This is a genomic window from Enterobacter sp. WCHEn090032 (assembly GCF_003986875.1).
GTDB classification, from domain to species: Bacteria; Pseudomonadota; Gammaproteobacteria; order Enterobacterales; family Enterobacteriaceae; genus Enterobacter; species Enterobacter sichuanensis.
The window spans coordinates 106,477-120,199 of the sequence record NZ_RXRN01000013.1 but is presented as its reverse complement, the minus strand read 5'-3'; the positions used below and the strand labels follow the sequence as shown (position 1 = coordinate 120,199).

The 13,723-nt window shown below is 56.6% G+C and carries 11 protein-coding genes; 6 read left to right on the top strand and 5 right to left on the bottom strand.

Going from position 1 to position 13,723, the window contains the following annotated elements; translation table 11 throughout:
• Positions 1–102 precede the first annotated feature (102 nt).
• Positions 103–1,074, top strand: a complete 972-nt coding sequence (gene lpxM / locus EKN83_RS13305) for a lauroyl-Kdo(2)-lipid IV(A) myristoyltransferase (RefSeq protein ID WP_045286372.1) — start codon at positions 103–105, stop codon at positions 1,072–1,074.
• A 59-nt stretch (positions 1,075–1,133) separates the two neighbouring features.
• Here lpxM and pyk read toward each other — a convergent pair whose 3' ends face one another.
• Both pyk and EKN83_RS13295 read right to left on the bottom strand, forming a co-directional pair.
• Complete coding sequence (gene pyk, locus EKN83_RS13300) at positions 1,134–2,576, bottom strand: pyruvate kinase (protein WP_020883399.1); 1,443 nt, start codon at positions 2,574–2,576, stop codon at positions 1,134–1,136.
• A gap of 137 nt (positions 2,577–2,713) precedes the next feature.
• Positions 2,714–3,583 carry a MurR/RpiR family transcriptional regulator gene (locus tag EKN83_RS13295; RefSeq protein WP_025756918.1) on the bottom strand — a complete coding sequence of 290 codons (870 nt, stop codon included), beginning with the start codon at positions 3,581–3,583 and terminating at the stop codon, positions 2,714–2,716.
• A 356-nt stretch (positions 3,584–3,939) separates the two neighbouring features.
• On the opposite strand from EKN83_RS13295, the gene zwf reads away from it, so the two are divergent.
• The 3 genes from zwf to EKN83_RS13280 all read left to right on the top strand — a co-directional run bounded on the left by zwf (position 3,940) and on the right by EKN83_RS13280 (position 8,141).
• A complete protein-coding gene (zwf, locus tag EKN83_RS13290) occupies positions 3,940–5,415 on the top strand; it encodes a glucose-6-phosphate dehydrogenase (RefSeq protein WP_028013613.1) in 1,476 nt (491 codons plus the stop codon).
• 233 nt (positions 5,416–5,648) lie between these two features.
• Positions 5,649–7,460 carry a phosphogluconate dehydratase gene (gene edd, locus EKN83_RS13285; RefSeq protein ID WP_126801106.1) on the top strand — a complete coding sequence of 604 codons (1,812 nt, stop codon included), beginning with the start codon at positions 5,649–5,651 and terminating at the stop codon, positions 7,458–7,460.
• Between the two features lie 39 nt (positions 7,461–7,499).
• Positions 7,500–8,141, top strand: a complete 642-nt coding sequence (locus EKN83_RS13280; protein WP_025756915.1) for a bifunctional 4-hydroxy-2-oxoglutarate aldolase/2-dehydro-3-deoxy-phosphogluconate aldolase — start codon at positions 7,500–7,502, stop codon at positions 8,139–8,141.
• Between the two features lie 41 nt (positions 8,142–8,182).
• Here the strand turns inward: EKN83_RS13280 and purT are convergent, their stop codons facing one another.
• Entirely contained in the window at positions 8,183–9,361 is a 1,179-nt protein-coding gene (gene purT, locus EKN83_RS13275) for a formate-dependent phosphoribosylglycinamide formyltransferase (protein WP_126801105.1), read from the bottom strand.
• Positions 9,362–9,532: 171 nt separating this feature from the next.
• Here purT and EKN83_RS13270 point away from each other — a divergent pair, with 171 nt between their 5' ends.
• On the top strand, positions 9,533–10,183 hold the full coding sequence (locus tag EKN83_RS13270; RefSeq protein ID WP_059386792.1) for a tellurite resistance TerB family protein: 651 nt from the start codon (positions 9,533–9,535) through the stop codon (positions 10,181–10,183).
• Positions 10,184–10,267: 84 nt separating this feature from the next.
• A complete protein-coding gene (gene ptrB, locus EKN83_RS13265) occupies positions 10,268–12,328 on the top strand; it encodes an oligopeptidase B (protein WP_025756912.1) in 2,061 nt (686 codons plus the stop codon).
• On the opposite strand, the gene exoX is transcribed toward ptrB, so the two are convergent.
• The gene (gene exoX, locus EKN83_RS13260) at positions 12,325–12,987 is read right to left on the bottom strand and encodes an exodeoxyribonuclease X (protein WP_025756911.1); all 663 of its coding nucleotides are present in this window, start codon (positions 12,985–12,987) and stop codon (positions 12,325–12,327) included. The two genes, ptrB and exoX, sit on opposite strands and share 4 nt — an antisense overlap.
• A 24-nt stretch (positions 12,988–13,011) precedes the next feature.
• Entirely contained in the window at positions 13,012–13,662 is a 651-nt protein-coding gene (locus tag EKN83_RS13255) for a carbon-nitrogen hydrolase family protein (protein WP_025756910.1), read from the bottom strand.
• Positions 13,663–13,723 lie beyond the last annotated feature (61 nt).

Sequence of the window (13,723 nt, the reverse complement as noted above, 5' to 3'; positions counted from 1 at the left end):
AAAGCCGGCGTCAGTATGCGCCGGCTTTTTCTTTTGTGCGTGGGCGACTGCCTCGCTACACTATCTGCATTAAATTTTGCGTCATCAGACCCTGGATCCAGCATGGAAACCCAAAAAAACAATATTGAATACATTCCTGAGTTTGAAAAATCCTTTCGTCATCCGCGCAACTGGGGCGCCTGGCTTGGCGTTTACGCCTTTGCGGGCATCGCGATGCTGCCGGCCTCCGTTCGCGATCCTGTGCTGGGCAAAATAGGCCGACTGGCCGGACGCTTAGGCAAAAGCGCCCGTCGCCGCGCGCAAATTAACCTTTATTACTGCTTCCCGGAAAAGAGCGACGCCGAGCGCGAGGCCATTATTGACGCAATGTATACCACCGCCCCGCAGGCAATGGCGATGATGGCAGAGCTGGCGCTGAAAGGGCCGGAGAAAGTCATGGAGCGCGTTGACTGGAAAGGGCTGGAGATTATCGATGAGATGCGACGCAACGAGGAGAAAGTCATCTTTCTCGTTCCGCACGGCTGGGGCGTGGATATTCCTGCCATGCTGATGGCCTCTCAGGGTCAGAAGATGGCGGCAATGTTCCACAACCAGGGCAACAAGATCTTCGATTACGTCTGGAATACCGTACGTCGTCGTTTTGGTGGCCGCCTGCATGCGCGAAATGACGGTATTAAACCGTTTATTCAGTCTGTGCGTCAGGGATACTGGGGTTACTATTTGCCGGATCAGGACCACGGCCCGGAGCACAGTGAGTTTGTGGATTTCTTCGGAACCTATAAGGCGACCCTCCCCGCGATTGGCCGTCTGATGAAAGTGTGCCGCGCCCGCGTGATCCCGCTTTTCCCGACCTACGATGGCAACACCCATCGCCTGAGCATTGAGGTGCGTCCGCCGATGGACGATCTGCTCACCGCGGACGATCGCACCATCGCCCGTCGCATGAATGAAGAGGTGGAGATTCTGGTGGGACCGCATGCTGAGCAGTACACGTGGATCCTGAAGTTGCTCAAAACGCGTAAGCCGGGTGAAAAAGAGCCGTATAAACGCAAAGAGCTGTATCCAACGAAATAAAAAACACCCCTCACCCTGTCCCTCTCCCCACAGGGGAGAGGGGATCGCACATTTCCGTTTTATTCGACTGTGAGTACGCGCGTGGTGTTGGTTGAGCCGATGGTGCTCATCACATCACCCTGGGTCACGATAACGATATCACCTGAGACCAGATAGCCTTTGTCGCGCAGCAGGTTTACGGCATCGTGCGCCGCGGCCACGCCGTCATTGGTGCTGTCGAAGTGTACCGGCGTCACACCGCGGTACAGCGCCGTCAGGTTCAGCGTACGTTCGTGACGAGACATGGCGAAGATCGGCAGACCGGAGCTAATACGCGAGGTCATCAGCGCGGTACGGCCGGATTCGGTCATGGTGATGATCGCCGTTACGCCTTTAAGGTGGTTCGCGGCATACATGGCGGACATGGCAATCGCTTCTTCCACGTTGTCGAACTGCACGTCCAGACGGTGTTTAGAGACGTTGATGCTCGGGATCTTTTCAGCGCCCAGGCAGACGCGCGCCATGGCGGCCACGGTCTCTGCAGGGTACTGACCCGCAGCGGTTTCCGCTGAGAGCATCACCGCATCGGTACCGTCCAGCACGGCGTTGGCCACGTCCATGACTTCCGCACGGGTTGGCATCGGGTTGGTGATCATGGATTCCATCATCTGAGTGGCGGTGATCACCGCGCGGTTCAGCTGACGTGCGCGACGGATCAGCGCTTTCTGGATCCCGACCAGCTCAGGGTCACCGATTTCCACACCCAGGTCGCCACGCGCAACCATCACCACGTCAGACGCGAGGATCACGTCGTCCATGGCATCCTGATCGCAAACGGCTTCCGCACGCTCAACTTTCGCAACGATTTTGGCATCACAACCTGCATCACGTGCCAGACGACGCGCATAGTTCAGGTCTTCGCCGCAGCGCGGGAAGGAGACCGCCAGGTAGTCAACGCCAATCAGCGCCGCGGTCACGATGTCCGCTTTGTCTTTGTCGGTCAGCGCTTCCGCAGAGAGACCACCGCCCAGTTTGTTGATGCCCTTATTGTTGGAGAGCGGGCCGCCGACGGTGACTTCGGTGAACACCTTCATGCCCTGAACTTCCAGCACCTTCAGCTGTACGCGACCGTCGTCGAGCAGCAGGATATCGCCCGGTACCACGTCCGCTGGCAGGCCTTTATAGTCGATACCGACTTTCTCTTTATCGCCTTCGCCTTTGCCCAGGTTGGCATCAAGCAGGAACTTATCACCAATATTGAGGAAAACTTTCCCCTCTTTAAAGGTTGAAACACGAATCTTAGGACCCTGCAAATCGCCAAGGATAGCGACGTGGCGGCCCAGTTTTGCTGCGATTTCACGCACTTTATCGGCACGTAATTTATGGTCTTCTGGCGTACCGTGAGAGAAGTTCATACGCACCACGTTGGCGCCAGCGGCGATAATTTTCTCGAGATTATTATCACGATCGGTGGCCGGGCCTAAGGTGGTTACGATCTTGGTTCTGCGAAGCCTTCTGGACATGTAATACTCCGTTGACTGAAACAACTTTGGTGTTGCGTGAACATTGAATCGGCCTTCATCTGCCGCAAGGCAGCAGCGAGTGGACCGAATGCCGTAAATCGTTACATCGTAATTATTCGTTACGTCTTCGTTATCAACTATCGAACATCGCTCTTTATAAGCAATTCTTTATCAAAACGCGATTCCTTAAGCGCTTCCTTGACCCGCTTCAAGTTATCCCGGAATTTTGCCCCCCGACGTAAGGTAAAACCGGTTGCCAGCACGTCGATCACCGTGAGCTGCGCCAGGCGGGAGACCATCGGCATATAAATATCGGTGTCTTCCGGTACGTCGAGCGTGATCGCCAGCGTCGCCTCACGGGCCAGCGGCGTGCCCGCCGTGGTAAGCGCGATAACCATGGCATCGTTTTCACGGGCCAGCTGCGCCAGCTCGACCTGACTCTTGGTGCGGCCGGTATGCGAAATCAGTACCACGACGTCATCTTCACTGCAATTCATACAGCTCATGCGTTGCAGCACAATGTCATCGGAATAAATCACCGGGACGTTAAAGCGGAAAAATTTGTTCATGGCGTCATGCGCTACGGCCGCCGACGACCCGAGACCAAAGAACGCAATCCGCTTGGCCTGGGTAAGGAGATCCACCGCGCGATTCACGGCGCTCATATCCAGAGACTGGCGGACGTGGTCAAGCGAGGCCATGGCTGATTCAAATATTTTCGCGGTATAGGCATCAACACTGTCGTCTTCATCCACATTGCGATTAACATAGGGGGTGCCATTAGCCAGACTTTGTGCCAGATGCAGTTTAAAATCAGGGAAGCCGCGTGTTTCCAGGCTGCGGCAAAAGCGGTTGACCGTCGGTTCACTCACACCCGCTTCCTGTGCCAGAGCGGCGATGCTTGAATGGATCGCCTGCGCGGGAGAGGCCAGAATGACCTCGGCCACTTTACGCTCGGATTTGCTAAGGTGTTCCAGTTGAAACTGGATTTTTTCCAGCATGTTCATGTTAACAGGACGCTCATGGGTGTAAACGATTTCATAAATTGATGAAATCGTAATTCGATTTAGCCGATATTACCCCTGTGACTTCCAGAAAGGGTAACAATCGACAAGATAATGTTGTTGTTTTTTTTCATAACTTGATCGGTGTCGGGTTTTGCTGCGGCCCTGTTGCGCAAAGAATCGACGGTTGTTGCGTCATTACGCCATCGTAATCGTCTGAAGGGTGAAAAATCGCGGTATCGCACGCGACGATAAGCGCTAATGGTTTCGGGAATGACGTAAAAGCAGTACAGTGCATTGTAATAAAATTACAACGATACCTGGCGGAAGTACCAGGTGATCCAACTGAGGAGAATGACATGGCGGTAACGCAAACAGCCCAGGCATGTGACCTGGTCATTTTCGGCGCGAAAGGCGATCTTGCACGCCGAAAATTGCTGCCTTCCCTGTATCAACTGGAGAAAGCGGGCCAAATTCATCCGGATACCCGTATCCTGGGTGTTGGGCGCGCCGACTGGGACAAGGACGCTTACACCAAAGTTGTCCGCGAGGCGCTCGAAACTTTCATGAAAGAAAAAATTGATGAAAGTTTGTGGGATACCCTGAGTGGCCGTCTCGATTTCTGCAATCTGGACGTGAATGACGTCAGCGCGTTTAGCCGTTTAGGCGCGATGCTGGATCAGAAAAACCGTGTCACCATTAACTATTTCGCCATGCCGCCAAGCACCTTCGGCGCCATTTGCAAAGGGCTGGGCGAAGCCAAACTGAACGCCAAGCCGGCTCGCGTCGTGATGGAAAAACCGCTGGGTACGTCGCTGGCCACCTCGCGTGAAATCAACGACCAGGTGGGCGAGTTCTTTGAAGAGTGCCAGGTTTACCGTATTGACCACTACCTCGGTAAAGAGACGGTTCTGAACCTGCTGGCGCTGCGTTTTGCTAACTCCCTGTTTGTGAATAACTGGGATAACCGTACCATTGACCACGTGGAAATCACCGTGGCGGAAGAGGTGGGCATTGAAGGCCGCTGGGGTTACTTTGACCAGGCCGGGCAGATGCGCGACATGATCCAGAACCACCTGCTGCAAATCCTGTGCATGATTGCCATGTCGCCACCGTCCGATCTGACGGCGGACAGCATCCGTGACGCGAAAGTGAAAGTGCTGAAGTCACTGCGCCGCATCGACCGTTCCAACGTGCGTGAGAAGACCGTGCGTGGTCAGTACACTGCCGGGTTTGCGCAAGGCAAAAAAGTGCCGGGCTACCTGGAAGAAGAGGGCGCGAACAAGTCCAGCAACACCGAGACGTTTGTGGCGATCCGCGTGGACATCGACGACTGGCGCTGGGCGGGGGTACCGTTCTACCTGCGCACCGGTAAACGTCTGCCGACCAAGTGCTCCGAAGTGGTGGTCTACTTTAAAAACCCGGAACTGAACCTGTTCAAAGAGTCCTGGCAGGAGCTGCCGCAGAACAAGCTGACCATTCGTCTGCAGCCGGACGAAGGGGTCGATATCCAGATCCTGAACAAAGTGCCGGGCCTGGATCATAAACACAACCTGCAGACCACCAAGCTGGACCTGAGCTACTCCGAAACCTTCAACCAGACGCACCTGGCGGATGCTTACGAGCGTCTGCTGCTGGAAACCATGCGCGGTATCCAGGCGCTGTTCGTGCGTCGCGATGAAGTGGAAGAGGCATGGAAATGGGTCGACTCCATTACCGAAGCCTGGGCTGCCGATCAGGATGCGCCAAAACCGTATCAGGCAGGCACCTGGGGACCTGTTGCGTCAGTGGCGATGATCACCCGCGATGGTCGCTCCTGGAACGAGTTTGAGTAAGATAATCCGCTAGCCCGAAAGTGTTATTTTACCGGTAACATGATCTAACACAGCTCGCGGCATAATTTTTGACTTTTAAGCTCCGTGTGGATTCACCCGCGGAGCTTTTTTTATTACACTGCCGGAAGTGATTTTGCCCCTGAGCTCCGGACAGCAAGCGTTTCAGCGTTGTTAACAACTGCCAGCGACTTTGTAAACTCCCGAGCCCGGACAGATAAATGAGAGGAGCTTTTATGAATCCGACATTGTTACGCGTAACACAACGCATTATCGAGCGCTCGAAAGAGACCCGTTCGGCCTACCTCGCCCGGATTGAACAGGCAAAGAGCAACACCGTCCACCGCTCGCAGCTGGCCTGCGGTAACCTGGCACACGGCTTCGCCGCCTGCCAGCCTGAAGATAAAGCGTCGCTGAAAAGCATGTTGCGTAACAATATCGCCATCATCACCTCCTATAACGACATGCTTTCCGCGCACCAGCCTTATGAGGTCTATCCCGACATCATCCGTAAAGCGCTGCACAGCGTGAATGCCGTTGGTCAGGTCGCGGGCGGGGTGCCTGCCATGTGCGACGGCGTGACGCAGGGGCAGGACGGTATGGAGCTGTCGCTGCTGAGCCGTGAAGTGATTGCGATGTCTGCGGCGGTGGGGCTGTCACACAACATGTTTGACGGCGCGCTGTATCTCGGCGTATGCGACAAGATTGTCCCGGGTCTGGTCATGGCTGCGCTGTCGTTTGGTCATCTGCCTGCGATCTTTGTGCCATCCGGCCCGATGGCAAGCGGTCTGCCAAACAAAGAAAAAGTCCGTATCCGCCAGCTGTATGCCGAAGGTAAAGCCGATCGCCAGGCGCTGCTGGAGGCGGAAGCCGCGTCTTACCATGCGCCGGGCACCTGTACGTTCTACGGTACCGCGAACACGAACCAGATGGTGGTGGAGTTTATGGGGATGCAGCTTCCGGGCTCGTCCTTTATCCAGCCGGATGCCCCGTTGCGCAAAGCGCTGACCGAGGCGGCGGCCCGTCAGGTCACGCGTCTGACCGGAAACGGCAACGAATGGATGCCGATGGGCAAAATGGTTGATGAAAAAGTCATCGTCAACGGTATCGTCGCGCTGCTGGCAACCGGGGGGTCAACTAACCACACCATGCACCTGGTGGCTATGGCGCGTGCGGCGGGTATTCTGATTAACTGGGATGATTTCTCCGAGATCTCATCCGTGGTGCCGCTGATGGCGCGCCTGTACCCGAACGGTCCGGCGGACATTAACCACTTCCAGGCCGCAGGCGGCGTACCGCTGCTGATGCGCGAGCTGCTGAAGGGCGGTCTGCTGCATGAAGATGTGAACACCGTGGCGGGCTTCGGCCTGAAGCGCTACACCCAGGAGCCGTGGCTGAACAACGGCGAGCTGGACTGGCGTGATGGCGCGAGCGCCTCTCTTGACCCGCAGGTGATTGCCACCATCGACGAACCGTTCTCTCCTCACGGTGGCACCAAAGTGCTGAGCGGTAACCTTGGGCGCGCGGTGATGAAAACCTCTGCCGTACCGGAAGAAAATCAGGTTATCGAAGCGCCGGCGGTGGTGTTCGAAAGCCAGCATGACGTATTACCTGCCTTTGACGCCGGGCTTCTCGACAAAGACTGCGTGGTGGTGGTGCGTCATCAGGGGCCGAAAGCCAACGGGATGCCAGAATTACATAAACTTATGCCACCACTTGGTGTATTATTGGACCGCCGTTTCAAAATTGCACTGGTGACCGATGGACGCCTCTCAGGCGCATCCGGTAAAGTGCCTTCCGCCATCCACGTGACGCCGGAAGCTTATGACGGCGGGTTGCTGGCGAAAGTGCGTGACGGCGACATGATCCGCGTAAACGGACAGACGGGCGAGTTAACCCTGCTGGTCGATGACGCAGAGCTGGCGGCACGTAACCCCCATATTCCTGACCTGAGCGCCTCGCGCGTGGGGACAGGGCGCGAAATGTTTGGTGCGCTGCGTGAGAAACTCTCCGGTGCTGAGCAGGGCGCAACCTGTATTACGTTTTAAGACGACTTGATTTTAACGATCTGGCGAGAGAAGACTCTGATGAAAAACTGGAAAACAAGTGCAGAAGCAATCCTGACCACTGGCCCTGTCGTGCCGGTTATCGTGGTAAACAAGCTGGAGCACGCGGTACCGATGGCGAAAGCGCTGGTTGCGGGCGGCGTTCGCGTTCTGGAAGTGACCCTGCGTACCGCCTGCGCGATGGATGCTATTCGCGCTATCGCTAAAGAAGTGCCGGACGCCATCATCGGTGCGGGTACCGTGACGAACGCAAAACAGCTGGCTGAAGTGACCGAAGCGGGTGCACAGTTCGCCATCAGCCCGGGTCTGACCGAGTCGCTGCTGAAAGCCGCCACCGAAGGCACGATTCCCCTGATCCCGGGTATCAGCACCGTATCTGAACTGATGCTGGGCATGGACTACGGTCTGAAAGAGTTCAAATTCTTCCCGGCAGAAGCCAACGGCGGCACCAAAGCGCTGCAGGCCATTGCGGGCCCATTCTCTCAGGTGCGTTTCTGCCCGACGGGCGGTATCTCTCCTGCCAACTACCGTGACTACCTGGCGCTGAAAAGCGTGCTGTGCATCGGTGGCTCATGGCTGGTGCCGGCGGATGCACTGGAAGCTGGCGACTGGGACCGCATTACCCGACTGGCTCGTGAAGCAGTTGAAGGCGCGAAGCAGTAAGTTATTCGCCGCATGAAAAACGGGCCCCGGGGCCCGTTTTTTTATCCTGCTACCTTAACGCCTGCGGCGGCCGCTTTCGCTCTCGTCACGGCGTCGTCCACGTTCTCCCCGGTGGCTAATGCCACGCCAAGACGACGGGAGCCGTCGATCTCCGGCTTACCGAACAAGCGCACCTGCAGACCTGCGCCCACCGCAGCGTCGACGTTATCAAAGGTGACGTTCTGGCTGGTTAATTGCGGCAGGATCACCGCCGAGGCGGCCGGGCCGTACTGACGGATACCGCCGACGGGCAGGCCGAGGAAGGCGCGCACGTGCAGGGCGAATTCGGAGAGGTCCTGCGAGATGAGCGTGACCATGCCGGTGTCATGCGGGCGAGGGGAGACTTCGCTGAAAATCACGTCGTCACCGCAAACAAACAGCTCCACGCCGAACAGGCCATAGCCGCCCAGCGCCAGGACGGTCTTACGAGCTATTGCCTGCGCGCGTTCCAGCGCCAGGGGGCTCATCTGCTGCGGCTGCCAGGATTCGCGATAATCGCCATCTTCCTGACGGTGGCCAATCGGGTCACAGAAATGAACGCCGTCCACGGCGCTGACGGTCAGCAGGGTGATCTCGAAATCAAACTTCACCACACCTTCAACGATCACGCGACCGGCTCCGGCGCGACCACCCTGTTGGGCATAATCCCACGCCTTATCAAGCGTACTGCTGTCGCGGATAAAGCTCTGCCCTTTACCGGAGGAGCTCATCACCGGCTTAATGATGCACGGGTAGCCGATCTCCTCGACGGCCCGCAGGAATGCGGCTTTATCGCCAGCAAAACGGTAGCCCGACGTAGGCAACCCGAGCTCCTCCGCCGCCAGACGACGGATCCCTTCGCGGTTCATGGTCAGCTTTGCGGCTTTTGCACAGGGCACCACGCGCTGGCCTTCCTGCTCAAGGGCGATCAGCGTATCGGTAGCGATGGCTTCAATTTCCGGCACCACAAAATCCGGTTTTTCACGCGTAATCAGTTCGCGAAGGGCATCGCCGTCCAGCATGTTAATCACATAAGAACGATGGGCGACGTGCATGGCGGGTGCATCAGCGTAGCGGTCAACGGCGATGACTTCCACGCCTAAACGTTGACACTCAATGGCGACTTCTTTTCCCAGCTCGCCCGATCCCAACAGCATCACTCGCGTCGCCGATGGCCGCAGCGCGGTTCCTAAACGAATCATAACAATCCCCCTGAAAAAGTTGCGGGCAGTATAAACGAAAACGTTTGCGTCTGTCTCGCGCACGGCTCAGTGCAGCAGGAAGAAATTTGCGCTTCTTTAGTCCGGCCAGACATTTCCTGACGCCTGCTCGCTTACGCTGTGGAACATGTTCACCGTTAAGTGAGGGAAACCATGTCAGGCTGGCTGAATCAATTGCAATCACTGTTAGGGCAGAAAACGGCATCGTCCGGCGAGCAGGGGCTCAGTAACCTGCTGGTACCGGGCGCGCTCGGCGGGCTGGCGGGCCTGCTGGTGGCGAATAAGTCCTCGCGCAAGCTGTTGGCAAAGTATGGCACCGGCGCGCTGCTGGCCGGTGGCGGGGCCATCGCGGGGACCGTTCTGTGGAATAAATACAAAGACAGGGTACGCACTGCGCACAGGGATGAACCGCAGTATGGTGAACACACCTCGCCGCTGGATCTGCGTACCGAACGGCTTATCCTTGCGCTGGTCTTTGCCGCGAAAAGCGACGGGCACATCGACGATAAAGAACGATCGGCGATTGAGCAGCAACTGCGTGAAGCCGGTGTCGAAGAGAAGGGCAGAGCCCTGGTGGCGCAGGCGATTGAACAGCCGCTTGACCCGCAGCGTCTTGCGCAGAGTGTGAAAAATGAGGAAGAGGCGCTTGAACTCTATTTCCTCAGCTGTGCCGCTATCGATATCGATCACTTTATGGAACGCAGCTACCTGAACGCGCTTGGCGACGCGCTGAAGATCCCCCAGGATGTGCGCGAAGGCATTGAGCAGGATATCCGGGAGCAAAAACAGGCGTTACAGGGATAACGTCGCGGCGGGGTCACGGTTTCGCTTGCATCATGCGTGGGTTTTGCCAACCTTATAGGGTGTAAAACTAAAAAGAATGATGACATGCCACCGAAAGCCCGACGTATACCATATGCAATCACCACGCATGGCGATACGCGCATAGACAACTATTACTGGCTACGGGACGATTCGCGTTCCCGGCCAGAGGTACTCGACTACCTGCACGAGGAAAACGACTATGGCCGCAAGGTCATGTCCAGCCAGCAGACGCTTCAGGACCAGCTGCTGAATGAAATGGTACAGCGTATTCCTCAGCGTGATATCTCCGCGCCCTGGACCAAAAACGGCTACCGCTATCGCCATATCTACGAGCCCGGCAACGAGTATCCCATCTACCAGCGTCAGTCGGTGCTGAGCGCCGAGTGGGACGAGTGGGATATTCTGCTGGATGCCAACCAGCGCGCGGCCCACAGCGAGTTTTATACTCTGGGCGGCATGTCCATTTCACCGGATAACGCGGTAATGGCGCTGGCGGAGGATTATCTCTCCCGTCGCCAGTACGGCCTGCGTTTTCGCAATCTCGACACCGGCAACTGGTATCCGGAAATGCTGGAAAACGTCTCCCCGGATTTTGTCTGGGCAAATGACTCCGAAACGGTTTACTACGTCAAAAAACACGCCTCCACGCTGCTGCCTTACCAGGTTTGGCGACACACCGTGGGGACCGACTCCGCGGACGACGAGCTGGTCTATGAAGAGCAGGACGAAACCTTTTATGTCAGCCTGCATAAAACCTCCTCACGGCACTATGTCATTATCTTCCTCGCCAGCGCGACGACATCCGAAGTTTTGCTGCTGGATGCCGAACTGCCTGATGCTCAGCCGCTCTGCTTTCTGCCGCGCCGCAAGGACCACGAGTACAGCCTGGATCACTTCCAGCACAGTTTTTATGTGCGTTCGAATCGCGAGGGCAAAAACTTCGGTCTTTATAAAACCAAAGTGCGCGATGAGCGCAAGTGGGAAGTGCTGATCCCCGCGCGGGATCAGGTGATGCTGGAAGGTTTCACCCTGTTTACCGACTGGCTGGTGGTGGAAGAGCGCCAGCGGGGGCTGACCAGTATCCGGCAAATCAACCGTAAAACCCGGGAAGTGGTGGGGATTGCGTTTGACGACCCGGCCTATGTGACGTGGATTGGTTTCAACCCGGAACCGGAATCCTCTCGGCTGCGCTACGGCTACTCGTCCATGACCACACCGGACACCCTGTTCGAACTGGATATGGACACCGGGCAGCGTCAGGTGATTAAACAGACCGAGGTCAAAGGGTTCGAGTCCGAAAACTACCGAAGCGAACACGTGTGGGTTACCGCCCGGGATGGCGTGGAGGTTCCCGTCTCGCTCGTCTATCACAAAGCGCATTTTCAGAAAGGGAAAAACCCGATCCTCGTCTACGGCTACGGCTCCTACGGCTCAAGCATGGACGCCGATTTCAGCAGCAGCAGATTAAGCCTGCTCGATCGCGGCTTTGTTTTCGCCATCGCTCATATTCGCGGCGGCGGCGAACTGGGGCAGCACTGGTATGAAGACGGGAAATTCCTCAAAAAGAAAAACACCTTTAATGACTACCTTGACGTCTGCGATGCGCTGATTGAACAGGGTTATGGCGATCCGCAGCTCTGCTTTGGCATGGGCGGCAGCGCGGGCGGCATGCTGATGGGGGCCGTTATCAACCAGCGTCCCGACCGCTTCAAAGGCATCGTCGCGCAGGTGCCGTTTGTTGATGTGGTCACCACTATGCTCGATGAATCCATTCCTCTTACCACCGGGGAGTTTGAGGAGTGGGGTAATCCGCAGGATGAGATTTACTACCGCTATATGAAAGAGTACAGCCCGTACGATAACGTCGAGGCGAAAGCCTACCCTCATATGCTGGTGACCACCGGTTTGCATGACTCTCAGGTGCAATACTGGGAGCCGGCAAAATGGGTGGCAAAACTGCGGGAGCTGAAAACCGACGATAATCTGTTGTTGCTCTGTACCGATATGGATTCCGGACACGGCGGGAAATCGGGACGGTTTAAATCGTATGAAGGGGTGGCCCTGGAGTATGCCTTTTTGATTGGCCTGGCGCAGGAGACGCTGCCAGGCCGTGCAGAGCGTTAAGCTTCGCCCAGATAATGTTTCAGCGTCAGACGCAGTTCCGGGCTCATTTTGTCGAGGTTGTTATACAGCCAGCGCAAATAGCCCGGGTCTTTATCGGCAATATCCGACACCGCTCTGCCCCGGTACTTACCAAAGGTAAACGTGGTCAGCAGCGCGGGGCGTCCGGTAATGGTCGCCATATCATCCGGCGTCCAGCCGGAGGTGTTCATAATATCGATGAGTAACGCGGCGGTGATATAGCAGTCATACAGGGCGCGGTGATGATGCAGCCCCTCAGGGGTGCGGACGCTGAGCTTACGGGACTTGTACAGCGCCATGTTACTGTACTTGATCCCCGGCCAGAGGCGACGCGCCAGCTTCATGGTACAAATCCATTCCCCGGGCATCTCCGGCAGCACGCGGCGGTCAAAGCTGGCGTTATGCGCGACGTACCACGGGCTACCGTAATAGTGGGGAATCACGTCTTCGATCCACGGTTTATCCGCCACCATCGATTCGGTAATGCGATGGATAGCCATCGCCTGAGGGCTGATGGGGCGATCGGGACGCACCAGATGGCTCATTGGGTTGACGATTTTTCCATCAACCACGTCGACAGAGGCCACTTCCACTATTCCGCCCTGAAGATCGCAAGTTTCGGTATCGATGACGCGCAGCATTGAACACTCCTGAGCTTAAAACGCCTAGCCTAAAGGAATGATATCGCCTTGCCAACCCTGTCTGCCGAGCGAGCCCGTCAACAGTAACTCACCGTTATCCGCGCGGACAATCAGCTGACCTTTATCATCCCACAGCGCGCTGCCGCTACCGGCATTCGCCATGAGCACAGCAATAGCATATTTATGCGCGAAGCGCTGAAGGGTGCTGATGGACTGTCGCCAGCGGTAATCCCGCACCGACTGACAGCTGGTGAAGAGTGTTGCACTCGGGTCGAGATTCGGCGAATCGGCGTGGGCATCCATGATGCTCAGGTGTTTGTCCCCCGGCATCAGGCTGGCACCGCTGCCTTGCGGATAGCGCAAAACGCGCTGGCGAGAGGGGGTAAACAGCGCGAGGCCTTTCTGGCGTAGACCATTGCGCTCAACAGGGAGCCCGGCAATCACCGTAATCCGGTAAAAATGGGCCGCGTCAAGCAGGGGATCCAGTTGCGCGTCGCCGGGTGGGGGAGGTAACGTGGACGTCCCCGATCCCGTTAATGAAAGTTCAGGGAAGACCAGCAAATCACACCGTTGCCGTGCGGCTTCCGCAATGAAGCGAAGGTGGTGCGTAACATGGTCATCTATACTCTGGTGCAGCCCGCCATACTGGGCTGCCGCTATATTCCAATGTGACATCGTGACTTCCTTATACACTGAGTCGCAGGGATTTAAGAATACACCTAATTTAATCAGGGTT

Bases quoted from the DNA above. Each gene is read 5' to 3' on its own strand.
- lpxM (WP_045286372.1), top strand. From the start codon at position 103: ATGGAAACCCAAAAAAACAATATTGAATACATTCCTGAGTTTGAAAAA.
- pyk (WP_020883399.1), bottom strand. From the start codon at position 2,576: ATGTCCAGAAGGCTTCGCAGAACCAAGATCGTAACCACCTTAGGCCCG.
- EKN83_RS13295 (WP_025756918.1), bottom strand. From the start codon at position 3,583: ATGAACATGCTGGAAAAAATCCAGTTTCAACTGGAACACCTTAGCAAA.
- zwf (WP_028013613.1), top strand. From the start codon at position 3,940: ATGGCGGTAACGCAAACAGCCCAGGCATGTGACCTGGTCATTTTCGGC.
- edd (WP_126801106.1), top strand. From the start codon at position 5,649: ATGAATCCGACATTGTTACGCGTAACACAACGCATTATCGAGCGCTCG.
- EKN83_RS13280 (WP_025756915.1), top strand. From the start codon at position 7,500: ATGAAAAACTGGAAAACAAGTGCAGAAGCAATCCTGACCACTGGCCCT.
- purT (WP_126801105.1), bottom strand. From the start codon at position 9,361: ATGATTCGTTTAGGAACCGCGCTGCGGCCATCGGCGACGCGAGTGATG.
- EKN83_RS13270 (WP_059386792.1), top strand. From the start codon at position 9,533: ATGTCAGGCTGGCTGAATCAATTGCAATCACTGTTAGGGCAGAAAACG.
- ptrB (WP_025756912.1), top strand. From the start codon at position 10,268: ATGCCACCGAAAGCCCGACGTATACCATATGCAATCACCACGCATGGC.
- exoX (WP_025756911.1), bottom strand. From the start codon at position 12,987: ATGCTGCGCGTCATCGATACCGAAACTTGCGATCTTCAGGGCGGAATA.
- EKN83_RS13255 (WP_025756910.1), bottom strand. From the start codon at position 13,662: ATGTCACATTGGAATATAGCGGCAGCCCAGTATGGCGGGCTGCACCAG.